Origin of the sequence: Hornefia porci (assembly GCF_001940235.1) — a bacterium.
In the GTDB taxonomy this organism is placed as follows: domain Bacteria; phylum Bacillota; class Clostridia; order Peptostreptococcales; family Anaerovoracaceae; genus Aminicella; species Aminicella porci.
This window is the reverse complement of sequence record NZ_MJIE01000001.1, coordinates 2,204,816-2,227,167: the sequence shown is the minus strand read 5'-3', so window position 1 is coordinate 2,227,167 and position 22,352 is coordinate 2,204,816. Positions and strand designations below refer to the sequence as shown.

20 protein-coding genes are annotated in these 22,352 nt (G+C 52.9%); 2 read left to right on the top strand and 18 right to left on the bottom strand.

Features of this window, described 5'->3' with window-relative positions; genetic code table 11:
• Positions 1 to 41: 41 nt before the first annotated feature.
• From kamA to BHK98_RS10325, 3 genes are all read right to left on the bottom strand, one after another.
• Positions 42 to 1,313 (bottom strand): lysine 2,3-aminomutase, encoded by a 1,272-nt coding sequence (gene kamA / locus BHK98_RS10335; RefSeq protein ID WP_281247623.1) that lies wholly within the window; start codon positions 1,311 to 1,313, stop codon positions 42 to 44.
• 183 nt (positions 1,314 to 1,496) lie between these two features.
• On the bottom strand, positions 1,497 to 2,558 hold the full coding sequence (gene kdd, locus BHK98_RS10330) for an L-erythro-3,5-diaminohexanoate dehydrogenase (protein WP_075714019.1): 1,062 nt from the start codon (positions 2,556 to 2,558) through the stop codon (positions 1,497 to 1,499).
• Positions 2,559 to 2,958: 400 nt separating this feature from the next.
• Positions 2,959 to 5,037 carry a sigma-54 interaction domain-containing protein gene (locus BHK98_RS10325; RefSeq protein WP_075714017.1) on the bottom strand — a complete coding sequence of 693 codons (2,079 nt, stop codon included), beginning with the start codon at positions 5,035 to 5,037 and terminating at the stop codon, positions 2,959 to 2,961.
• A 156-nt stretch (positions 5,038 to 5,193) separates the two neighbouring features.
• Between BHK98_RS10325 and kal the strand changes: the two genes are divergently transcribed.
• A complete protein-coding gene (gene kal / locus BHK98_RS10320; protein WP_075714015.1) occupies positions 5,194 to 5,589 on the top strand; it encodes a 3-aminobutyryl-CoA ammonia lyase in 396 nt (131 codons plus the stop codon).
• A 166-nt stretch (positions 5,590 to 5,755) separates the two neighbouring features.
• Here kal and BHK98_RS10315 read toward each other — a convergent pair whose 3' ends face one another.
• The 5 genes from BHK98_RS10315 to BHK98_RS10295 form a co-directional block, all read right to left on the bottom strand.
• Positions 5,756 to 6,460, bottom strand: coding sequence for a pseudouridine synthase (locus BHK98_RS10315; protein WP_075714013.1), 705 nt, complete (start codon positions 6,458 to 6,460; stop codon positions 5,756 to 5,758).
• Positions 6,447 to 7,844, bottom strand: a complete 1,398-nt coding sequence (gene scfB, locus BHK98_RS10310; protein ID WP_075714011.1) for a thioether cross-link-forming SCIFF peptide maturase — start codon at positions 7,842 to 7,844, stop codon at positions 6,447 to 6,449. Before scfB ends, BHK98_RS10315 begins: the two co-directional genes overlap by 14 nt.
• Complete coding sequence (gene scfA, locus BHK98_RS10305; protein WP_075715136.1) at positions 7,845 to 7,988, bottom strand: six-cysteine ranthipeptide SCIFF; 144 nt, start codon at positions 7,986 to 7,988, stop codon at positions 7,845 to 7,847.
• Between the two features lie 37 nt (positions 7,989 to 8,025).
• Complete coding sequence (locus BHK98_RS10300) at positions 8,026 to 8,622, bottom strand: low molecular weight protein-tyrosine-phosphatase (RefSeq protein ID WP_075714009.1); 597 nt, start codon at positions 8,620 to 8,622, stop codon at positions 8,026 to 8,028.
• Between the two features lie 462 nt (positions 8,623 to 9,084).
• Complete coding sequence (locus BHK98_RS10295) at positions 9,085 to 9,330, bottom strand: hypothetical protein (protein WP_075714007.1); 246 nt, start codon at positions 9,328 to 9,330, stop codon at positions 9,085 to 9,087.
• A 637-nt stretch (positions 9,331 to 9,967) separates the two neighbouring features.
• Between BHK98_RS10295 and BHK98_RS10290 the strand changes: the two genes are divergently transcribed.
• Positions 9,968 to 11,503, top strand: a complete 1,536-nt coding sequence (locus BHK98_RS10290) for an IS1634 family transposase (RefSeq protein WP_075712359.1) — start codon at positions 9,968 to 9,970, stop codon at positions 11,501 to 11,503.
• An 801-nt stretch (positions 11,504 to 12,304) separates the two neighbouring features.
• Here BHK98_RS10290 and BHK98_RS10285 read toward each other — a convergent pair.
• The 10 genes from BHK98_RS10285 to BHK98_RS10240 form a co-directional block, all read right to left on the bottom strand.
• On the bottom strand, positions 12,305 to 12,949 hold the full coding sequence (locus BHK98_RS10285) for a CpXC domain-containing protein (RefSeq protein ID WP_075714005.1): 645 nt from the start codon (positions 12,947 to 12,949) through the stop codon (positions 12,305 to 12,307).
• Positions 12,930 to 13,541 carry an SMC-Scp complex subunit ScpB gene (scpB, locus tag BHK98_RS10280; protein WP_075714003.1) on the bottom strand — a complete coding sequence of 204 codons (612 nt, stop codon included), beginning with the start codon at positions 13,539 to 13,541 and terminating at the stop codon, positions 12,930 to 12,932. Before scpB ends, BHK98_RS10285 begins: the two co-directional genes overlap by 20 nt.
• Complete coding sequence (locus BHK98_RS10275; RefSeq protein ID WP_075714001.1) at positions 13,531 to 14,391, bottom strand: segregation and condensation protein A; 861 nt, start codon at positions 14,389 to 14,391, stop codon at positions 13,531 to 13,533. Before BHK98_RS10275 ends, scpB begins: the two co-directional genes overlap by 11 nt.
• Positions 14,392 to 14,399: 8 nt before the next feature.
• Positions 14,400 to 15,341 carry a DMT family transporter gene (locus tag BHK98_RS10270; RefSeq protein ID WP_075713999.1) on the bottom strand — a complete coding sequence of 314 codons (942 nt, stop codon included), beginning with the start codon at positions 15,339 to 15,341 and terminating at the stop codon, positions 14,400 to 14,402.
• A gap of 45 nt (positions 15,342 to 15,386) precedes the next feature.
• Positions 15,387 to 16,436 (bottom strand): S-methyl-5-thioribose-1-phosphate isomerase, encoded by a 1,050-nt coding sequence (gene mtnA, locus BHK98_RS10265; protein WP_075713997.1) that lies wholly within the window; start codon positions 16,434 to 16,436, stop codon positions 15,387 to 15,389.
• 36 nt (positions 16,437 to 16,472) lie between these two features.
• Entirely contained in the window at positions 16,473 to 17,585 is a 1,113-nt protein-coding gene (locus BHK98_RS10260; protein WP_075713995.1) for a glycosyltransferase family 4 protein, read from the bottom strand.
• A 9-nt stretch (positions 17,586 to 17,594) separates the two neighbouring features.
• On the bottom strand, positions 17,595 to 18,074 hold the full coding sequence (locus tag BHK98_RS10255) for a deoxycytidylate deaminase (protein WP_075713993.1): 480 nt from the start codon (positions 18,072 to 18,074) through the stop codon (positions 17,595 to 17,597).
• A gap of 136 nt (positions 18,075 to 18,210) precedes the next feature.
• Positions 18,211 to 18,978 carry a tRNA pseudouridine(38-40) synthase TruA gene (truA, locus tag BHK98_RS10250; RefSeq protein ID WP_075713991.1) on the bottom strand — a complete coding sequence of 256 codons (768 nt, stop codon included), beginning with the start codon at positions 18,976 to 18,978 and terminating at the stop codon, positions 18,211 to 18,213.
• 111 nt (positions 18,979 to 19,089) lie between these two features.
• Positions 19,090 to 19,857, bottom strand: coding sequence for a prepilin peptidase (locus BHK98_RS10245; RefSeq protein WP_075713989.1), 768 nt, complete (start codon positions 19,855 to 19,857; stop codon positions 19,090 to 19,092).
• A 54-nt stretch (positions 19,858 to 19,911) separates the two neighbouring features.
• The gene (locus BHK98_RS10240; protein WP_075713988.1) at positions 19,912 to 22,215 is read right to left on the bottom strand and encodes a vitamin B12-dependent ribonucleotide reductase; all 2,304 of its coding nucleotides are present in this window, start codon (positions 22,213 to 22,215) and stop codon (positions 19,912 to 19,914) included.
• Positions 22,216 to 22,352 lie beyond the last annotated feature (137 nt).

Sequence of the window (22,352 nt, the reverse complement as noted above, 5' to 3'; positions counted from 1 at the left end):
CTATGTCGTTTTTCTTCGGGTCTGCTCAGGCAGACGCCCTCTTATTTCTGCTTGTTCTTCGCGTTTCTCTCATGTCTCGCCAGGTGTGCCGGCTCCATGGATTTAATCTGAAGTCCTTCGCCCAGAGCGGAAACGCCTTCATACTTGTAGGTCTTCTTCCCGGTGCAGTAGTCGCATTTGCACGGCAGATCAGGCAGATGCGGCTGCGTGTACGTGGTGATAACGCCTTCGTAGTTTCTCAGGATCACCTTATCCGGTGTCTCGGAGATTACGTACTGAGGCTGTACCGGCGTCTTTCCGCCGCCTCCCGGAGCGTCGACAACAAAGGTCGGTACGCAGTATCCGGAGGTATGTCCTCTCAGGCCCTCGATAATCTCGATGCCCTTGGCAACGGAGGTTCTGAAGTGCTCGATGCCGACGGACAGGTCGCAGATGTAGATGTAGTACGGTCTGACTCTGTTCTTGACCAGTACATGTACCAGGTCTCTCATGATGTGCTTGCAGTCGTTGACGCCTCTCAGCAGTACGGACTGGTTTCCGAGCGGAATACCCGCGTCAGCCAGCTTGCGACATGCTTCCGCTGCTTCCGGAGTCATTTCCTTCGGATGGTTGAAGTGTGTGTTCAGCCATATCGGGTGATATTTCTTCAGCATGTTGACCAGGTTGTCTGTAATACGCATCGGCATAACCACCGGCGTTCTGGAACCGAGTCTGACGATTTCAACGTGGTCGATCTTTCTCAGCTCGCTGATGATGTACTCCAGCGTATCGTCCTCAACACAGAGCGCGTCGCCGCCGGACAGCAGGACGTCTCTGACCTGCGGAGTCCGTCTGATGTAATCGATACACGCGTCGATGTCTTCTCTGGATCTCGCTCCGTCAGTCTCGCCGGCCAGTCTTCTTCTGGTGCAGTGACGGCAGTACATGGAACACTGGTCCGTAATCAGGAACAGAACTCTGTCCGGATATCTGTGGGTCAGTCCCGGAGCCGGAGAGTCGGAGTCCTCATGCAGCGGGTCAGCATCGTCCGCTTCCGATCTGTGCATCTCTGCCAGCGTCGGAACCGCCTGCATTCTGACCGGGTCTCTCGGATCATCGGGATCCATCAGGGAAGCGTAGTACGGAGTGATTCCAACGCGGAATCCGCCCATAACCTTCTCGATGTCAGCCTTCTCCTGATCTGTCAGATTCACAACCTGAGCGATATCCTCCACCGTTGAAAGTCTGTGGGATACCTGCCAGTGCCAATCGTTCCACTGTTCATCCGTGACATCCTTGAACAAAGGAATGTCCTTCCAATTTCTGATTGCCATAATAAATCTCCTATCTTCGTTTGTTTCTTAAGTTTTTAAACGAAACGCAGTAGTTTTTAATTTCTTGGATTTTCGTATGATTATATTCTCAGGATTTTTCGCGCGGCCGGAACGCCGGCCGCGCATTTGTTAAATGTTTAAAGTTTTATGAGGTACAGTTAAATTTCCCTTTGTTGCCTATGCTTACGCATACATTTCCTGGAAGAGCTTGCGGATTCCGTCATGCTCTCTCAGCACCTGCAGAGTAACCTCCGCGTGACCCTTGGTGTAGCCGTTTCCGATGATCATGTTGACGTCCTTGCCTACGCCCTCAGCTCCCAGAGCAGCCTTTGTGAAGCTGGTCGCCATGGAGAAGAAGTAAACGGTTCCGTCGTCCTTGCAGGTCAGGATGGAAGCCATCTCAGTGTTCTCGATGTTAACGCAGTTGATAACGACGTCGCAGAGCTGTCCGTCTGTCAGCTCCATGATCTTCTCATACATACCGACCGCATCGGTAGCGTCCATGTGGAAGTACTCGTCCGCCAGATCCAGGTTGCGCGCTCTGTCTTCGGATTTCTGAGATCCCGCAGCGCAGATAACCTTACCGGTAACGCCGACTCTCTTCTTTGCCTCATACAGGCACAGCAGTCCGGATTTTCCGCCGCCGCCGATGACCAGAACAGTCTGTCCCAGCTGGCAGAGCTTCGCAGCCTGAGCCGGAGCTCCCGCAACGTCCAGAGCAGACAGAGCCAGTCCCTCTTCCATATCGTCAGGCAGCTTCGCATAGATGCCGCTCTGGAACAGAATCGCATGACCCTTGATGTCAACCTGGTCGATTGCCGGTCTCATCTCCAGAATCTCATCGATAACCAGCGGAGTCAGGGACAGAGAAACCAGCGTAGCGATCTTGTCGCCGACCTTCAGGTCGCCCTTCCAGTTCGGTCCGATTTCCTCAACAGTACCGATCAGCATTCCGCCGGAACCTGTCCAGGGGTTCTTATGCTTTCCTGCCTTAGCAACAATGCCCAGCATGGTGTCCGCAACTGCCTTCTTGTCCTCGTCGGAAGTGATGTCAGCAGGCTTCTTTCCACATGCGTGATCGCATACAGATGTGAATGACGCAGAGTCGATGTTCAGGGTCTTGACGTTGATCTTGACTTCGTTGTCATAGATCTCCATATCGTTATCGATAACGTCTGCCGGCTGCGGCAGAACACCCTTCGGGGAGATGACTCTGTGTGTTCCATATGGATTTCCTTTTTTCATTGTTGTATCCTCCTAGATAGAAAATTGATTGAATTAATATAAACTACGTGATATCGGAATTCTCCGATTAACCTAATTATAAAATCCAACTGAAATCATGTCCACAATTAAGTACACGGGGATTGTGAAAAATTTGATTATTCGCCAATTGAACCGAATTGGGTTCAAAGGCAAACGGGCATGATTCTATATCGGTTCGCTCCCGGCTCAGTGAAATTACATTTACAAACAGCAGGTCTCACGCAAAGCTTTTTCTTATATTGCTTTCCATCAGCGTCGCCATCGGCATTGCGACAAATCTGTTTCTCCCTTAACAGAACAGAACGGACTGCCGGGATTGAACTCAGAGCAGATCAGTCCCCGGCAGCCCGTAACAGTTTCCCGAAACTCTCCAGGCGTATCAGATGTCATACTTTTTCTTTTTCCGCACCAGCTGTGTCTGGCTGATTCCGACGGCCCTGGCCGCTTTTCTTGTGGAGCCGTACTGTTCACAGGCCATCTTCAGAATGTTTTTCTCGAAGTTCTGGACCATTTTCTCCAGATCCATGATCTGCCCGTCTTCCTTTGTATCTCCACTGTCCAGCGCCGCCGCCTCAAAGACATCGCCGTGCAGCTCCTTCATCACGTCCAGAAGCGTAATCTGCTCCTGATCTGAGCTGATCATCAGGCGCTGCACAACGTTCTCCAGCTCCCGGATATTCCCTTCCCATTCACACTGCTTCAGGTATTCCACCGCATCCTCATCGATGTGCCGTTTCATATCGAATTTCTTCCCGTATTTCTTCAGGAAGTGATGAACCAGCGCCGGGATATCGCCGGGCCGGTCCTTCAGGCTGGGAATCCGTATGCGGACCACGTTCAGTCGGTAGTAGAGATCCCGCCGGAAGCTCCCGTCTTCGATCGCCGCCTCCAGGTCGCGGTTTGTTGCCGACAAAATCCTCACGTTGGTTTTCACCGGCACGCTCCCGCCGACTCTGCGGAATTCGCCGTCCTGAATCACGCGCAGAAGCTTGGCCTGCATATCCTGGGAAAGCTCGCCCACATCGTCCAGGAAAACAGTTCCGTTATCCGCCAGCTCGAAATACCCCTTCCGGCCGCCGGGGCGCTTCTCGCCCATCGCCCCCTCTTCACAGCCGAAGAACTCGCTTTCTATCAGGTCGGAAGTAATCGACGCGCAGTTTACCTTGATGAACGGCTGCATCTTCCGCATGCTGTTTTTGTAGATGATGTTGGCGACTTTTTCCTTCCCGACCCCCGTGTCCCCGGCAATCAGCACGTTGCAGTCGTATCGGGAAACCGTAAGGATCTCGTCCAGAACCGCCGCCATCGCACGGCTTTCGCACACAAAATCCTCCAGCATGGTCTGCCGCTGTCCGGAAACCTCGCGCAGCCGGCTCTTGCGGTCCACCGGATAGGCCGGATCATCGTCCAGCTGCACGTTCGCCTCCACCGCCCGTTCCACATACGGCGCCAGGTCGCGGACCAGCTCCACGTCGAACCGGTCATAGACCTCGCTGTACCCGTCAGCGCAGAGGACGTTCAGCCGCTTAGAGATAGACTCTGTGATGTACAAAGCAATATTGTAATTGTTAATCAGATTTGCGAACATTACGGTCCCGCCTTCGCGGGTAGCTAGAATGTTGATGGTTTCAGCCCCCGGAATATCCGCACAGTTCACCGTCAGATCGAAGGGGGCACGATCCCGCAGCTCCGCCAGACATTCCATCGGCTTCAGAATATCGACCATCCGCACCTCGGTGAAGACCTTCTCCATCAGGCGCTCCATCGAGCTGCCCTGCAGCACGGACTCTGTCTTACGATCAAGAAGGCAGATGATCTCCGCATCCTCTCTGGCAATCTTCCGGATAGCGTAGCCGTAGAAAATATTTGTAAGCTCATCGTTCCCCACTACCAGGAATTTCCGTTTTCCTACCGCAATATTACTGACCTTCAGCAGGGTTCCCGACTCGTTCAGCGCGTACAGCATCAGATTCATCGGAACATCTTCTGCCTTCCGTACCACAGGAATTCTGGAGTAGAGAATCGTGTAGCCCTCCACGTCCGCCTGCCCGAAGGCGCGGTCAACGGATATCACTTTGTCGATATAAATAGGAATCGTCGTCAGGGACGCATTGCAGATCACATCGTCTCCCGGAGAGAGTCCAAGACGGTTCTCATACTCCGGTCCGATTTCCTCGACGGTGCCGTAGGCGAGCCCGCCGGTGTCTGTCACCGGATTATGCAGCTTGCCGCGACGGATCACGATATCGATGATTTTCTGTTTGATTTTCTCGTCATTGTCGTTCGCTTCCATCCGAATCTGCTTGAAACTCGTGCCTTCAATGTGGATTTTCTTCAGCCTCACACGCATCTCAAAGGGTTCGATTTCCCTCCGGTTATCAAGCTTCCAGGCTGATGTCGGCAGAACGTACTGTGGTTCCAGCACTCTGTTTTCACCAAAGTCTCTGGTCTGGTTCATTTTCGATTCACCTCATTTCAGTCGAACACAAAACGGTTCACTCTGATTAAATCATAAACCCTCCGGACATTTTTTTCAATTGATATTTACATCTGAAAAAGAGAAAACTATAATTATTTTATCGATTAAATCAAATATTGGAAAAGGAGTACAACAATGGCAGAAGAAAAAATCACATCACTGATCAGAGTCAGAATGTCCGCGAAGGACGCGCACTACGGCGGCGAGCTGGTTGACGGAGCTCACATGGTTCACCTGTTCGGAGACGTGGCGACCGAGCTGCTGATCAAACTGGACGGAGACGAAGGTCTGTTCTGCGCATATGACAACGTAGAGTTCCTGGCTCCGACCTACGCAGGAGATTACATTGAAGCTTACGGCGAAATCACCAAGATCGGAAACACCTCTCGCCAGATGAAGTTCGAGGCCCGCAAGGTCGTCGTTTCCAGAAAAGACATCAATGATTCCGCGGCGGACTTCCTGGAAGAGCCGATCGTGGTCTGCAGAGCAACCGGAACCTGCGTAACGCCGAAGGAAATGAAGCGGAAATAAGCGCTGTCACTGATTCTTCGATTCTTCCCGATATGAAATTTAATTAAGAGAACATCTTGAGTATCCTTTATTTTAAAGAGGCCGCTGCATCTGACGAGAGTTCGCCGATGCGCGGCTTCTTTTGTGCCTTCGCAGCACGTCAGCCCGGCGAGAACCGGCACGTTTCTCACAGGCTGCGCAGATGTTCGATTTCGCCCCGGGTCATTTTCCGGTACTGACCGGGCTTCAGATGTCCGAGCTTGATATTGCCGATGGAGATGCGGGTGAGCTCCTGCACGGGGCATCCCACCGCGCTGAACATGCGGCGGATCTGACGGTTTTTGCCTTCGTGGATGGTGACTTCCAGAATCGTGGAGCGGCGGTTCCAGGTGATGACATCCACCTTTGCGCGGGAGGTAACGAAGCCCCCGATGTCGACGCCGCGGCGGAGCTTTGCGAGTTTCACCGCGCTGACGCTTCCGGCCACACGCACCCGATAGGTTTTGTTCACCGCTCCGGAAGGATGCATGATATGATGGGCGAACTCGCCGTCGGAGGTCAGGAACAGCAGTCCCGATGTATTGTAGTCCAGTCTTCCCACCGGAAAGACCCGTTCCTCAACATCCGGCATCAGATCCAGCACTGTAATCCGCCCCCGGTCGTCGGAAACTGCCGTGATGCATCCGATCGGCTTATTCATGACGTAGTACGCGTCGCGGCCGCCGTATGATATTCTGTTCCCGTCCACAAAGACCTTGTCCCCGGGCTGCACGTCATATCCCGGCTCCGTAAGGCGGACGCCGTTTACCTCCACCTTTCCCGCGCGGATCAGCTCATCCGCTTTCCGGCGGCTGGTCACGCCTGCGGCGGCGATATACTTATTGATTCTCATTTTCTTCTCCGTATGCTTCTGCGACCTTCATCATAATCGCGCATTCAACCCGTTTGCGGAACAGTCTGCATCCGTACTCATAGACACCCCGGACTGACCCGGCGGCGTGCCAGGCGTTGGCGGCGCAGCCGCCCGAGCAGTACAGCCTGGCCCAGCAGTCTCTGCATTCTTCACGGGCGTAGACATTACAGCTGCGGAACTCCTCCCGAACGTCCGGAGCAGTAATTCCCTGCCAGATATCCCCCATACAGAACTGTTCCTCACCCACGAACTGATGACATGGGTACAGGTCACCCCAGGGCGTTACAGCGAGATACTCCGTGCCGGAGCCACAGCCGGATATTCTTTTGTAGATGCAGGGGCCGCCGCTGAGATCGATCATATAGTGATAGAATGTGATCGGATGTCCCTTCCTCTCACGGCGCAGCATCTCCTCAGCCAACAGTTCATACTGCCGAAACAGAACCGGCAGATCCTCCTCCGTCAGTGCCGCGGGATCCTCCGGCGGACATACCACCGGTTCCATCGAAAGCTGATCGAATCCCAGATCCGCCATGTGAAAAATATCATTGGTAAAATCCGTGTTTGCGTGAGTAAAGGTTCCCCGCATGTAATAATTTCTGCCGCCGCGAGCCTCGACAAATTTCCGGAATTTCGGGACAATCAGATCATAGCTTCCGCGACCGTCCACGGTTTTCCGCAGACGGTCGTGAACCTCCTTCCGTCCGTCCAGACTCAGCACCACATTATGCATCTCCCGGTTTGAGAACTCAATGACCTCATCGTTAATTCCCACGCCGTTGGTGGTCAGCGTGAAGCGGAAGTTTTTTCCGTGCTCCTTCTCAATGGAGCGGCCGTATTCCACGATGCCCTTTACCACGTCCCAGTTCATCAGAGGCTCGCCTCCGAAAAAATCCACCTCCAGATTCACCCGGTCACCGGAATTCTTCACCAGAAAATCCAGAGCGCGTTTTCCGGTTTCCAGACTCATCAGTCCACGCTCTCCGTGGAACCTTCCCTGTGCGGCAAAGCAGTAAGAGCAGCTGAGATTGCAGGTGTGGGCCACATGCAGGCACAGCGCCTTGAGCTCCGTATGGTGATTTTTCAGATCAAAGGCGCGGGGTTCATACAGATCCTCCGTGAAGAGTTTGCCCTCCTCGCGCAGCATGTCTATATCCCTGAAAACCTCTTCAATCTCTCCGCGGGTCAGTCCCTGGGATTCGCCGTACTTCTCCAGCATGCGGGACGCAATCTCCTCGCGTGAAATTTCTCCGTCACAAAAAAGCTGGATGATGTCATACGCAACATCATCCACACTGTGTACAGAACCGCTGTTCACATCCAGCACGATATTATAGCCGTTCAGCCTGTACTGATGTATCATTTACTCAGCCTTCTCGCACTTCTGATTGGCAATTCCGCAGGAAGTCTTGCAGGCCGACTGGCAGGAGGTCTGGCACTCGCCGCATCCGCCGTCCTTCAGGCTTTCCTTCAGATTTCTCGTCTCGATTGTTTTAATTCTCTTCATCGTATGTTCCACCTTTCTTTTCTGTTCCTTATTCATATTAACGACATCCCGCCATTTTGTCAAGGCTTCGGGGCGTCTGGGCACGGCCCGGTTCGGTACGCGGAGCCGAAACACGGCCCGGTTCAGTGCGCGGAGCCGGAGCCGCCGCCGGGGTTTCCCGGGAAAGCGCTCCGTCCTGCTCCCGGAGAGCCTTCAGCAGCCCGCTGATTCCCACCAGCATATCATCGTAGGTATCATCAAAATCGTTGGTAAACCACGGATCGGGGATGTTTTTCTCCTCTCTCTCCGTAAAATCCAGAAGGAGATGGATCTTCTTCTCCGGATCGCCGCCGAACAGATTATACAGTTCTTTTCTGTTATTCTCGTCCATGCAGATCACATAATCGAAATTTTTATAGTCCTCCCGGGTCATCTGGCGGGCAGTCCGATGATTATCATAGGGAACTCCTACAGAACGCAGCTTGTTTTTCGCGCCCTCCTGCATCTCCATTCCCACATTGTCGGAAGCCACGCCGGCGGATTCAATGTAAAACTGCTCCTCCAGCTGCCGGTACCGAACCATATCCTTCATCATATATTCTGCCATAGGCGAACGGCAGATGTTGCCGTGGCAGACAAAGAGTATCTTAATCAATATTTGTTCCCTCCCGAATGGCCGCATTCCGTCCTGGCTTGCCACGCCTTCCAAACCTTCCGGGGATTCCGCTCCCGGTCAGTCGATGTGCCGGCCTCTCCGCAGATATTGTACCACAGATGGCCGCGTTTCTCCATAACAAAATAACGGCGCCACCGGTGAACAGAGATAACGGCTGTCTGCCGTCAGCGCCGCGGCGCACAGCCCGGCGGCAAGGTGCGCCGGCAGACAAGTCCTGTATTCTGAAACAAACGCTCCCGCACACTTCCGCAATATCTTCATTCTTCCAGCATTGCCAGATAGCTGTCTAACCTTGCATTCAGATACCCGGCAAACAGCTTTTCCATCGCATTCAGATTATGATTAACATAATATTCATCAAAAGCATTGTAATAAGCGACCCGATCTGTAAATTTAATATCAATCGGCGGATATCATCGACTCTGCCGGCCGTTTCCCCATTCATCGAGATTTCCCAGACTGAGGTTTCAGAAAAAGCCTTGTATAGATGAAGTAAATCAGAGTTGCCGCTACCGCTCCGCCAATATAATATTTCACGTGCAACATCAGTGAAGCATAGCTGCCGTAAAATGTGCGGCAGATAATTGCTTCAGCCACAATTACCGTCACGCAAAGAATCCACGCAAACCAGAGCCTTTTTTTCACTATCTTCTTAGCTTCTTTGCAACTTATGTCATTGTTCTTCATTATGCTTCATATAATCTTCAGTACTCCTTAATCCTTCAGAGTGTTAGATTATTATCCTCCTCTAAAATACGTCTTCATATATATAAAGCTCGAAAGTCCCAAAAATGTGACATTATTTTAAAATTTTTTCATTTTTATTTTCGTCCGGTATGAAGGGGTCCTGTAACGTAGAGCTTAAAAAAATGATATAACCCGACTTTGCCACTTGAAGAGGTAAAAACAAACTAAAAATACATAAAAAAACATTGAAAATCCAGTATTTCTGCTGGATTTTTTCTTGCGTTTGTGATATAATTATATATAGAGTTATAGGTATGTAACGGAGGTGACTATGTTCGTTGAATGCTACAATAATAACGGAATTCCTTATCTCAGACTTGTTCGAAGTGTTCGCAGACCTTCAAAAAAAGATCCTTCCAAAATCACTTCCTACAAGCATACCGAACTATCGATCGGTCCTTTATCTCGTTTTGATGATGGTAAGCCGGACTATGTCAGACGACTGAAGCAGTCTTTTAAAGACGGGAAACCTTTAATTGATTCGCTGCTTCCTTACTGCAATGAGCCTTTGGTGCCTTCTAAACATGGGCTGTCAGATTCAACTGAACTCTTTCTACGAGAGTATGCACATCCGCGTATGTGTGCGCAGATCCTTCTGGATCCGATTTTTCATGACCTCGGACTGGCTTCCCTCATGGCAACGATCAAGCATAACTCCAGAATCACCTACGATCTTGCAAATTACATGCGGCTTCTGGTCTACGGAAGAATCTGCCGTCCGGCTTCGAAATTTGCTACTGCCCGCGAGAATGATGACTACTATGTACCATTGGTCAAGGATGACTCTTATGTCTATCATGTCTATGACACATTAGATGTCGTCTATGAAAATCGCTTTAAAATCATGCAGAGAATTAATTCGTCCATCATGAAAGGTATGGGCAGAGATACTTCTCTTCTGTTCTACGATGTAACGAATTTTTACTTTGAGATTGGTGATCCTGATCCTGAGGAAGAAGATGAAGCCGGCAACATCATTGGCAAAGGCATACGGCAGAACGGTGTTTGCAAGGAGCAGAGGAAGCAACCGATTGTCCAGATGGCGATGTTCCTTGATCGCAACGGCATTCCCATTTCCATCAATCTGTTTCCCGGAAATACCCTGGACCATCAGACGGCTGTTCCGACATATGATGAAACCGTTACGAAACTGGGGTTTTCCGGAAGATCCATATTTATCGCAGACAAAGGGATCTGCACAGGACCGATTATGTGCCGCCTTCTGGATGACGGCAACGGTTACATCATCAGCAAGAGCCTGAAAAAATCAACGAAAAATGACGTAGAATGGACACTGGATCAGGATGGATATACCGTTGTGGATGACAATTTCAAATTCAAATCCCGTATCATTACAAGGAAAGTCCGGGATGCGGAGGGGAATATCCGGACAATTCAGCAGAAATCCGTCGTTTACTGGAGCAGAAAATTCTATGCCCGCGATGTTGCCGAACACAGGAAGTTCCTTGACTTTATCAGGAAACTGAAGGACAGTCCGTCATCTTTTCGTGTCACCCATGCACAGGCCAGAAGTCTGAGGAGATTCCTGTCAAAAGACGTCGTGAACAAGGATACCGGAGAGATTCTGGATTCCGATAAACTGCTTGCAATGATCGATGAAACAAAACTGGAACAGTACACCTCACTCATGGGATATTACCAGCTTAGAACAAGTGAACTGGGCATGGACCCGCAGGAAGTCATTGATAAATATCACGGTCTTTCCAGAATTGAGGATCAGTTCCATGAAATGAAAGGCACTCTGGAAACACGTCCGATGTTTGTAAAAACCAAAGAACACATTCATGCGCATCTTCTGATCTGCATGATCGCATTGATCATGGTTCGACTGATTCAGAGGAAATATTTACTGAAAAATCCCAGATCCAAGAATGATGGCCGCAACTGGACCTATGGAATTTCCGGAAGACGTGTGCAGGAGGCTCTTCAGAAGTGGGGCGTGGTTCCTATGGGAGATGACAGTTATTGGTTTGCGAATGCAGATACAGAAGATGTATTGAAGATCCTGGATGCTTTTGACCTGAAGATTCCAAAGAAACTGTACTCCGATGGGGAGATCCGGAAATTGAAGAAGCAGATTAAAACGTTCTAGGATGAAATATTAAGTACGTCACATAATTCTAGAGAAGAAACTCCCAAAAGCGTGCAACTACACGCCTGTGGGAGTTTTTACTTCAAACAAGTGGCAAAGTCGGGAATTTTTTCATTTTTATTTTCGTCCGGTATGAAGGGGTCCTGTAACGTAGAGCTTAAAAAAATGATATAATAATATTATTGGAGATTATCATGTCTTGAAAAAACTACAGTAAAATGCGATAGGATAGAACCGAAATCTCTCGTTCAAAAGGATTTCCGGGAGATATAGCAGAAATCCAAAGGAACATTTGATGTCAAGCAGATAAATGATAAGTAATACCACGGTAATTACTACAAACCCGAGAAAACTTATGTGGTAGTGATACTGAATCTACACAGCAGTATGCTGGTTGCGCTTGCAATAAGTCATCATAATAACAGATTCCTAGGGATGAATGTGTTCAAAGAGATAATGGGGTCGTGGCTACAAGTCTGGGCACTGTTTCGTGCGTTCAAGCAGAGGTTCCGTATATCGCTCAGCGGATTATCGTAAGTTGACCAATAAACACAGTACAACTATACAGCATAAGTCGACAGAACAGAAACAGGGATAATGCACCCAATGGAAAGTCCCTGAAGAATGCTGAATTCAAGCAGCTTTAATGAATCCCAAAATTAAGTAAAAAGAGAAATATAACAGAAGTACGTGTGGTCATTCTATCTTAAGAAAAGAGAGAAAAGAGGAGAACAACCACACGAAGTTCAGATGATAAGCCTCATGAAATATTATTGCGGAAACTCTTATCGTACGTTGCCGCTACCGCTCAAACCTTTCGCCGATCCATCGCTGATCAACCTCGGCGTATTTCCCCGCCGGTATCGCCAGCGCATCCATGTAATGCTCCTCGATTTCCCGGTACAGCTCTGCGTCCAGAGGAATCGTCAGCTTCTCGTCCTGTCCGTTGTCCGAGGGCCAGATCACAAAATATTCCCCGTCCTCATCAAACATGTACAGCAGATCGCCCGGCTCCAGATCCGGCCATTCCTCCCTGACCTGATCCCAGATTACAAATTTGCAGAGCTCAAGCACCCGGTCATCCCGTCCCGTTTCCGCAATCAGAATCTTCTCCGTCAGGCCGAGACCGTTTGGAACCAGGCGGAACACCGCCTCCGCGTCCACCGCAGCCTCCGGAAGCTCCAGACTGTTCAGCTGCTCCAGCAGGTCGTCCTCGTGCTCCGGCGCCATGTAGAAATTCAGTTTCCGGTCCGGATCCATGTACATGAGCGGATATTCCACCATAACCACATCTCCGCAGGACGGGCACCGGTTGAGGAAAAAGTCCCCTTCGATAATCTTCTCCCGGTATTCCGGATTTTCTTTTACATCCACAAATTCTTCCTGGCGAACCTGAATCATCTCCCCGCAGCCGGGGCATTCCACCTCAATGAGTTCCACTGCCATCTGCCATCTCCATTTCTATCGAGATCTGTCTCGAATCCTCTTCTTCACCTTCGTCGTCATCGACTCCCATAATCCCTTCGATATCCTCGATATCCGGAAGCTCCTTCAGAGAGGAGAAGCCGAAATGCTTCAGAAACTCTTCCGTCGTTCCGTAAAGGACCGGCCGCCCGACCGCCTCGGAACGTCCCATGTCCCGTATCAGACCCTTCTTCAGAAGGCCTTCCACGACGCGGTCACACCGGATTCCCCGTATGGAATCGATCTCGCCCTTTGTCACCGGCTGTTTGTAGGCGATTATTGCAAGGACCTCCAGCGCGGCCTGCGAGAGCTTCTTGATTTTTACCGGAGTACAAAGCCTCCGCACGAACGTTTCGTTCTCACCGCAGGTCACAAACTGAAAGGATTTCCCCACTCTACGTATCCGGATTCCCCGGCCTTCCTGTTCGTATTCCGCCTGAAGCTCCTCAAAGCAGCCAATAGCCTCCTGCTCGCTGATATCGAAAATTTCCGCAGCATCCTTTGCCGGAAGCGGCTGTCCCCAGACAAACAGCATCGACTCGAAAGCCGATTTAATCACTTTTCTACTGGTCATTCTGATCCTCCTCAGGCCGGTCGCCGCGTCCGCCGCCGTGTCGGTCTTCCGGCCTGTTCCCGTACTCGCGTTCAGTCCCCTCTTCATCCGGCGGCCGGTCAAAGTCCCGTTCTCCGGCAATTACCGTAATCTCCCCGTAGGTCTTCTTCTGTACCGCGTCGAGGTAACGGTCCCGCATCATCTGAAGGACGGACATGAAGGAGACCACAACATCATAGCGGTTCCGCAGATCCGGAACCAGCTCCTGAAAAGGAACAGAGGTGGCGCCGCCGGCCGTCGTTTTCCGGAAGATTCTCCGGATAAGCTCCATGCGGTTTTCCATGGTGACCTTTTCGCGCTCTACGCGGGTATAGTGGCGGCGAACCGCTTCGATTCTCTGTTTTCGGCCGAGAAACGCGTGAAACGCTCCTGCGAAATCCTCTATGCTGAGGTTCAGATAGACGTCCGGATTGTCCAGATACACTGAAATGTCTTCCTGGGGTTTCTCAAACACGCCGGACTGAGCGCGTTCCTGTTCCGCCAGCATCTCGCTCTGCTTTTTACAGCGTTTGTACGCCAGCAGCCGCTCTGCCAGCTGGCTGCGCGGATCCTCTACATTCAGGAGCTCCTCGTCCAGCCGTGGCTTCGGCAGTATCATCCTGGATTTAATCTCGATGAGTTCCGCCGCCAGCACCATGAACTCGGAAGACAGGTTCACGTTCCGCTGCCGCATTTCACTGATGTAGTCCAGATATTGACTTGTAATTTCCGACACCTGAATATCGTAGATGCTCATCTGCGCGTTTTCGATCAGGTAAACGAGAAGGTCGAAGGGCCCCTCGAAAATCGGAAGTCTGACTTTGTAACTCATCCGCTACCTCATTTGTTCCCGCGTATCTCCGTCCTGGCCTTCTCCTCCAGGCCTGTACAGTAATTGTAGTACAGCAGGCCGATGACCACGACTGCAGCCCCCAGCACCTCCCACGACGTCGGAATCTGATGAAGGAAGATCAGGCTCAGAATGATGGCAAACACCGATTCTCCGGATTCCCAGGCGGAAACATACAGGGAATCCACATAACCAAAGCAAAGGTTGAATACCGCGTGGGCGCCGATCTGGCAGACCAGCGTCAGCCCGACCAGCAGCACATAGTCGTGCGCGGAATATCCCAGTGCCGGAGTCTTTGTCACCACCATGCCGATGCAGAAACAGATCCAGCAGGACAGGAAGCACAGGAACACATACGGCGGTCCCGCCACTCTCCTGCGCACCTCATTACCTATCACAAAATAAAAGCCCATGAACATCGCGGCCATGAAAGCCAGAACGTCTCCTTTGAAATTCCCCGAGGACAGCTGGCTCTTGTCAAGCCCCGCCACCAGAACGCCGCCCAGCAGCGCCAGGACGATTCCCATCACGGGCCGCCGTCCCACATGGCGGTGGAACACGAAAACCGTCACCACCAGCACCACAAGCGGGTGGAGCGCCGCCAGCACCACGCCGCTGGCGATATTCGTCAGCTTGACGGCAGTGAACCAGCTGAAAAAGTGGCCGAACAGAAACGCTCCCGCGGCGAAGGTCCAGAGCAGATCCTTCTTCTCGATGGCCTTCAGCTGTTCCCTCTGGTGCAGCAGCACCGGAACAGCAAAAAACGGCATGCCCAGCGTCAGCCTCCAGAACCCGATAGCCATGGACGGTGCTGAAATCGCGGCGCCGAAGATCCCGGACGAGGATCCGGCGACCACCGCCAGCACCACGATAATCTTTACATACTTTTCTAAAAAACTTTTTTTCCTCTCCATTTTGTCTTTGTCTGTCATTTCCCCGCAGCTTCTGCGAGTCCCCTCCGTATCTGTCTTTGTCTGTTATTTCTCCCGCAGCTTCTGCAGGTTCTCCTCGTAAGGAGGATACACGATGCCTTTCTCCGTAACAACGGCTGTAATGTATTCTGCGCTGGTGACATCGAAGGACGGGTTGTATGTCTTGATGCCGACCGGAGCCATTCTGGTTTTGTACCACATCTCACAGATCTCCCGGCCGTCCCTCAGCTCGATCTCGATGTCGTCGCCCTTCGGCGTATCGTAGTCGATAGTGGACGTCGGCACAAACATATAGAACGGGATCCCGTATTCCTTCGCCAGAATCGCCACTCCGGAGGTTCCGATTTTGTTCGCTCCGTCTCCGTTGGCGGCCATCCGGTCGCAGCCCACAAGGACCGCGTCGATCCATCCGTTCTTCATGACGATAGAGGCCATATCATCGCAGATCAGCGTTACATCGACGCCTGCCTTGCTCAGCTCCCATGCGGTCAGCCGCGCCCCCTGCAGAGCCGGTCTCGTCTCGTCCGCGAATACGCGGAACCGGTAGTTCTTCTCCTGCCCCAGGTACAGCGGCGCCAGGCTGGTCCCGTATTTGGCGGTCGCCAGCGTGCCCGCATTGCAGTGGGTCAGGATCCCCATTCCCGGCTTCAGGAGTGTCAGACCGTACTCTCCCATCTTGCGGCACGACTGCTCGTCCTCTTTACGGATGCGGTCCGCCTCCTCGAACAAAAGCTTTTTCGCGCCGGACACCGATCCGCGGAAATCATCCAGCCGGGCAAGCATCCTTTTGAGAGCCCAGGAAAGGTTCACGGCGGTGGGGCGCGCGTTGACCAGATAATCGGCGACCTTGTGCGCTTTCTCTCTGAACTCGTTCAGATTCGTCCCGTCATAATCTCTCAGCGAAATGTAGAGTCCGTATCCCGCAGCCACGCCGATGGCCGGGGCCCCTCTGACCTTCATTTTCTTGATGGCGACAAAGACATCCTCCTTCGTCGTCATCTCAAGATACTTCTGCTCCCCCGGCAGCTTCGTCTGGTCCAGCACAAGCATCTTGTCACCGGTAAATTTTACTGGTACGATTTCTGATAAATTCATTTTTCCCTCACCTCAAAAAAATCATCAACAGATTCGTTATAATTTTCCATTTTTCCTTGCTTTCTGCTCCTCCTTCTCTTCCTTCTCGATGTTGATCGCCTTGATCTGCGGCATCTTATGATTCGGATCGGTCAGGAATACATACAGGTAGATACATGCGATGCCGATCAGGACAAAGGAATCCTTGTACAGGTCCCGGCTGATCAGGACAGCGGCCATCCCCATGATGGCGCTTATCCCGTACAGCATCAGAACGGCCCTGCGCTGTCCGTAGCCGGACGCGATCAGATGATGATGAAGATGGCCTTTGTCCGCCTGCATAATCGGTCTGCGGTTAATCACCCTGCGGAAAATCGCGAAAAACGTATCGAATATCGGAATGCCCAGCACCATGACCGGGATTACCACCGCCACCATCGTGGACCGCTTCAGCGGACCCACCACAGAAAGCACCGCGATCATAAAGCCGAGAAACAGCGAACCGCTGTCTCCCATAAAAATTCTGGCAGGATAGAAATTATACGGCAGGAATCCGATACAGCCGCCCGCCACCGCCATCATCGCGGCACAGACGATCAGGAACCCGAACTGATTGCCGTGAATATACGCGACATATGCGATGGCCAGGGACGCGATGGCAGTCACGCCGGCCGCCAGCCCGTCCAGCCCGTCGATCAGGTTGATGGTATTGGTAATTCCCACGATCCAGAGCACTGTGACGACGAAGCATAAAATCGTTCCGAAGCGCCACAGTCCCTCGCCCGCGATATAATTGCTGATGAATTCGATCTTCAGGCCCATCACATACATGAGTATCGCGACAGCGGTCTGTCCGCCGAATTTGACCCGGGCGTCCAGATCGCGGAGATCATCCACGACTCCCAGCAGATAAATCAGCGTTCCGCCGATCAGCACCGGCAGCATTTTCGGCTTATCGTGCAGAAAGAAAATCATCGAAATCATGGTGCCCAGAAATATGGCCATCCCGCCGAACCGGGGCATCGCGTGATCATGCATTCTTCTGCTGTCCTTTGGAATGTCCATGGCTCCTATCTTCGGGGCGATCCGGATCGCCAGGGGCGTAGCCGCCAGCGCGATCACAAATGCCAGCGCAAAGGAGCCAAAGACAACTGTCCTGCTTACTTCCATTGGTTTCCTCTATTTTTCTGTCGTTTCTTTTCCCATCGTTATGACCTTCAGGCCGGCTTCATCCAGAATATCGACGGCAAGGCTGTCCGGATACCCCTCCCGGACAACGATGCGCTTGATTCCCGCGTTGATAATCATCTTGGCGCAGATGGCGCAGGGCTGATGGGTGATATAGATCGCACCGTCTTCAATGCTCTGTCCCAGCGTCGCCGCCTGAATAATCGCGTTCTGCTCCGCGTGAAGCGCCCTGCAGAGCTCGTGACGCTCTCCGGACGGAACTCCCAGCTCCTCCCGCAGGCAGCCTCCCTTCTCCGCACAGTGCGCCACGCCTCTCGGCGCGCCGTTATAGCCTGTGGCGATAATGTGGCGATCCTTGACGATCACCGCGCCGACATGCCGCCTGAGACAGGTCGAGCGCTTTGCGGTCAGCTCCGCCATGGACATGAAATATTCATCCCATGAGGGCCTGTTATCTTCATAATGTGCCATATATCCGTACCTCTATCCGTTCGTTCCGGTTGTTCTGCAGTCCGTTCCGGCCCTTCATCCGTTCCGGCTCTTCTGCAGCCTGTTCCGTCCCTTCATCTGTTCCGGCTGTTCTGCGGTCCGCCCCGGCCTTCAGTAATCAGTAATATACCTCTGTCAGGTACAGTCCCTGCGGAGGCGCCGTATGTCCGGCTCTGCGCCGGTCCCGTGACGCGATAATACCGGGAACCGCCCCCGGCGGAATTTTTCCCTGCCCCGCCTCTACCAGCGTCCCAGCTATGATCCGGACCATGTTATACAGAAACCCATCTCCGGCGACATCGATATCGATGAGCCTGCCGCCGTCCGCGGCACATTCACTGACTGTAAGCTGACGGACTGTCCGAACCGTCGTCTTACGGGGAGTTCCTCCCGCAGCCTGGAAGCAGGCGAAATCGTGAGTGCCTGTGATGTGCTCCGCGGCGCGGCGCATCGCGGCCGCGTCCAGCGCGCCTCGCACGTGATAACGGTAGTTACGCAAAAATACCGGCATCTCTTCCCCATTGTGAATCCGATAACGGTACTTCTTTCCCTTCGAGTCATAACGGGCGTGAAATCCCTCCGGCACGAGCTGCGCTTTCCGGATCCTCATATCCCCGTCTTTCCCTGCTTCTGAAACCAGATTGTTTACCGCCAGCGGAATGCGCTCCACAGGAATTCCGAAATCCCCGTGAAAGCTCGCTCTCTGTCCCAGCGCATGGACGCCGGCGTCTGTCCTGCTGGTGCCGTCTACCTGAACGGGTACGGCGCAGACTCTGGAGAGCGCCTCCTCCAGCGTTCCCTGTACGGTTCTCCTGTCCGGCTGTCTCTGCCAGCCGGAAAATCCGGTTCCGTCGTATTCGATTGTCAGCAGAATATTCCGTTCCATGGTCTTCCTTCCGGACGTACTGTATTATTCATTATAGCAAACATTGCCATCTGAATCCACAATTTTCTACAACCGGAGCGTCATCACTTCTGCATCCGGAGCGTCGCCGCTCTACAGACTGAACATCATTTCGGGGATTCCCCAAAAAAACGCAAGGTACGCGATCGCCGCAACAGCAATGTACGGAACCATCGGGCGGCTCTCGCCGCGCCGCACCTTTTTTTGTGCCATGAGAAACAGAAAATGCGCTGCGCTGAGCAGCGTGCTTGCCACAAAGATCGTAACGATGCCGTAGGCGCCTGTGACAAAGCCGAGTGCCGCGAAAAGCTTGATGTCTCCGCCGCCCACCGTGTCCCGACAGTAGATAAGTCTTCCCAGCAGAGCCACAAAGCCCATCAGGCCGAAGCCGGCCAGTCCGCCGATCACGCAGAACTGCCAGTTATCATAATACGGCAGGTAGCCCACCGCGGTGACGCCCAGCAGCAGAATCAGCTGATCCGGCACAATCCGGCAGAGGACGTCTCCGATTGCCATTTCAATCAGCAGCCAGGCGCTGCACAGTGCGGCAACGGCGAAACGCCAGTCATCGATGACAAGCCAAATCCCCAGCACGACAAAGAGCATCGTGAAAACGATTTTCCAGGGATGGCTTCGAATCCGGCGTTTGCCGGAACCCGTCGGTTCCTCCGATGTTCCCTCAGGCGATCCATTCGGTGTTTTCTTCGATGCTTCATTGGGCGGAGCCTCGCCATAGTCGCAGAACCACCGGGCCGGCATTTTGTTAAAGAAATAGACAGCGCCATTCCCCAGAAAAATCGCTGCGAGAATGGCCGCCAGACATTTTATGACAGTTATCAGATAGGGTGTCAGCTGCTCCAAGTCAGGCTCCTTTCGTCAGACTGTTCCCGATGCGGCGGGCGTGCAGACACGGCTTCAGCCGCACTTGCTGAAGCCGCAGTTACGACAGATCACACAGCCGCCCTCGTGCTCCACCGGGCCGCCGCACTCCGGGCAGACGTGGATCTCAGCCGAGTTGGACGGGATATTCACCGTTCCGGGCTTAGGAAGCGGCTTGCTTTTCAGCATCTCCCGTTCCTGTGCCAGTGACGCCGTAATACCGTTTTTCTGCTCCTCCTCGATGGCCTTGGACACCTTCATGATCACCTTGGCGATGGCGTCCGGGCAGGAGGTACAGCTCATTCCCTGCTGACGGATGGTTGACGGGCACCGGATTCCCTTCAGCTGATCGTAAACCTCCTCGATGGAGATGCCGCTCCGCAGCGCTACGGAAACCAGACGGGCCGTAGCCTCGCTCTGGCTGGGACAGCCGCCGGCTTTTCCGGTGCTGGTGAACACCTCACAGATTCCGTTTTCGTCGTAATTGGTTGTAATATAAAGGTTGCCGCAGCCGATCCGGACCTTTTCCGTAAAGCCTCTGGTGATTTCCGGACGGGGGCGGGGCTCCACATGCAGAGGCGCCGCAGGCGTCTCAGGGGCAGTGGTTTTGTTCCCATGGTTTACCTCGCCGATGTTCAGCACCTGCTCTTCACGGCTTCCGTCGCGATAAATCGTCACACCCTTGCAGCCCTCTTCATAGGCCAGCAGATACGCCTCCCGCACATCGCCGCGCGTGGCCTCCTTCGGGAAATTGACAGTCTTGGAGACCGCATTGTCTGTGTGGTTCTGGAACGCCGCCTGCATCCTGATGTGATCCACCGGCCTGATGTCATGAGCGCAGACGAACACATCCCGGACTTCCTGCGGAATCTCCTCGATATGAGCGATGGTTCCCTCTCTGGCGATCCGCTTCAGGAGCGCCCTGTCCTTGTCCAGGCCCAGAGTTTCCAGTTTATGCATGAGGATCGGATTCACCTCTACCATCTCTGTTCCGTCCATGATGTTGCGCACAAAAGCATAGGCGAACACCGGCTCTACGCCGGAGGAGCATCCCGCGATCATGGAAATCGTTCCGGTAGGCGCGATGGTGGTGACGGTTGCGTTCCGCATTGCGGGACCCTCTCTGAGGGTGCTGACGGAGAACAAAGGAAAACTCCCCCGTTTTTCCGCCAGTCTCGCACTGGCCGCATGTCCGGTGTTGTTGATGAAGCCCATGACTTTGTCCGCCAGACGAATCGCCTCCTCGGAATTGTACGGAATCTCCAGCATCAGGAGCGCATCCGCCCAGCCCATGACGCCCAGCCCGATTTTACGGGTGGCCCGGGTGGTTTCCGCGATGATGTCCAGCGGATAATTATTGGCTTCGATTACGTTATCCAGGAAATGCACCGCCTCGTTGACGGTCTGCTCAAGGAGACGGAAATCGAACTCGTATCCGGTCAGGGTTCTGCGAAGCATTTTCGTCAGATTGACGGAACCGAGATTGCAGCTCTCATAGGGCAGCAGCGGCTGCTCCCCGCATGGATTTGTACTCTCGATCTCTCCCTGGGACGGCACCACATTGTCCCGGTTCAGGCGGTCCAGAAAGATGATTCCCGGCTCTCCGTTTTTCCACGCATGATCCACAATGAGCTCGAAAACCTTGACGGCGCTCAGGTGACCGACCGCGGTTCCGGACTTGGGATCAATCAGGTCGTAATCAGTCTGCTCCTCTACCGCCTGCATGAACTTCTCGGTGATTCCGATGCTGATGTTGAAGTTGGTAATGTCGCTGTTGTTGGCCTTGCAGTCGATGAACTCCAGAATGTCCGGATGATCCACCCGCAGAATACCCATGTTGGCGCCTCTACGGGTCCCGCCCTGCTTGACCGCTTCTGTAGCCGCATTAAAGACCTTCATGAAGCTCACCGGACCGCTGGCAACTCCACCGGTGGATTTTACAGACGCACCGCTCTGACGCAGGCGGGAGAACGAGAATCCCGTCCCTCCTCCGGATTTATGAATCAGCGCCGCATTCTTCACGGAATCGAAAATCTCCTCCATGCTGTCTCCGACGGGCAGCACAAAACATGCGGACAGCTGTCCCAGCGTCCGTCCGGCATTCATCAGTGTCGGAGAATTCGGCATGAACCGCAGGCTGGTCATCAGTTCGAAAAACTCATCGGACACTTTCCCTGTGTCCGCCGTATTGTCAAAATTAGCGTCGACTCTGGCGATGGTGTCCGAAACCCGGCGGAACATCTGCTCCACAGACTCCACCACATTTCCGTCCTCGTCCTTTCCCTGGTACCGTTTCTCCAGGACCTTCAAAGCATTTTCACTGATATCCGATATTGCCATTATTCCAACTCCTTTTCCATTAGTTATTACAGTTCCTGCACACCTCGGTCGTCGAGCGAGCCCTTCCGACTGTTGGCGGGCGCTGGGCGAGCGATTGTCGCACGACGGACAAGCCCACGACCGGCGAGCGGGCGCCA

Coding starts and splice junctions, on each gene's coding strand:
- scfA (WP_075715136.1), bottom strand. CDS start 7,988: ATGAAGAGAATTAAAACAATCGAGACGAGAAATCTGAAGGAAAGCCTG.
- kal (WP_075714015.1), top strand. CDS start 5,194: ATGGCAGAAGAAAAAATCACATCACTGATCAGAGTCAGAATGTCCGCG.
- BHK98_RS10295 (WP_075714007.1), bottom strand. CDS start 9,330: ATGAAGAACAATGACATAAGTTGCAAAGAAGCTAAGAAGATAGTGAAA.
- scpB (WP_075714003.1), bottom strand. CDS start 13,541: ATGACCAGTAGAAAAGTGATTAAATCGGCTTTCGAGTCGATGCTGTTT.
- BHK98_RS10270 (WP_075713999.1), bottom strand. CDS start 15,341: ATGACAGACAAAGACAAAATGGAGAGGAAAAAAAGTTTTTTAGAAAAG.
- BHK98_RS10325 (WP_075714017.1), bottom strand. CDS start 5,037: ATGAACCAGACCAGAGACTTTGGTGAAAACAGAGTGCTGGAACCACAG.
- BHK98_RS10260 (WP_075713995.1), bottom strand. CDS start 17,585: ATGGAAGTAAGCAGGACAGTTGTCTTTGGCTCCTTTGCGCTGGCATTT.
- BHK98_RS10285 (WP_075714005.1), bottom strand. CDS start 12,949: ATGGCAGTGGAACTCATTGAGGTGGAATGCCCCGGCTGCGGGGAGATG.
- kamA (WP_281247623.1), bottom strand. CDS start 1,313: ATGGCAATCAGAAATTGGAAGGACATTCCTTTGTTCAAGGATGTCACG.
- BHK98_RS10275 (WP_075714001.1), bottom strand. CDS start 14,391: ATGAGTTACAAAGTCAGACTTCCGATTTTCGAGGGGCCCTTCGACCTT.
- kdd (WP_075714019.1), bottom strand. CDS start 2,558: ATGAAAAAAGGAAATCCATATGGAACACACAGAGTCATCTCCCCGAAG.
- mtnA (WP_075713997.1), bottom strand. CDS start 16,436: ATGAATTTATCAGAAATCGTACCAGTAAAATTTACCGGTGACAAGATG.
- BHK98_RS10255 (WP_075713993.1), bottom strand. CDS start 18,074: ATGGCACATTATGAAGATAACAGGCCCTCATGGGATGAATATTTCATG.
- BHK98_RS10315 (WP_075714013.1), bottom strand. CDS start 6,460: ATGAGAATCAATAAGTATATCGCCGCCGCAGGCGTGACCAGCCGCCGG.
- truA (WP_075713991.1), bottom strand. CDS start 18,978: ATGGAACGGAATATTCTGCTGACAATCGAATACGACGGAACCGGATTT.
- BHK98_RS10290 (WP_075712359.1), top strand. CDS start 9,968: ATGTGTGCGCAGATCCTTCTGGATCCGATTTTTCATGACCTCGGACTG.
- scfB (WP_075714011.1), bottom strand. CDS start 7,844: ATGATACATCAGTACAGGCTGAACGGCTATAATATCGTGCTGGATGTG.
- BHK98_RS10240 (WP_075713988.1), bottom strand. CDS start 22,215: ATGGCAATATCGGATATCAGTGAAAATGCTTTGAAGGTCCTGGAGAAA.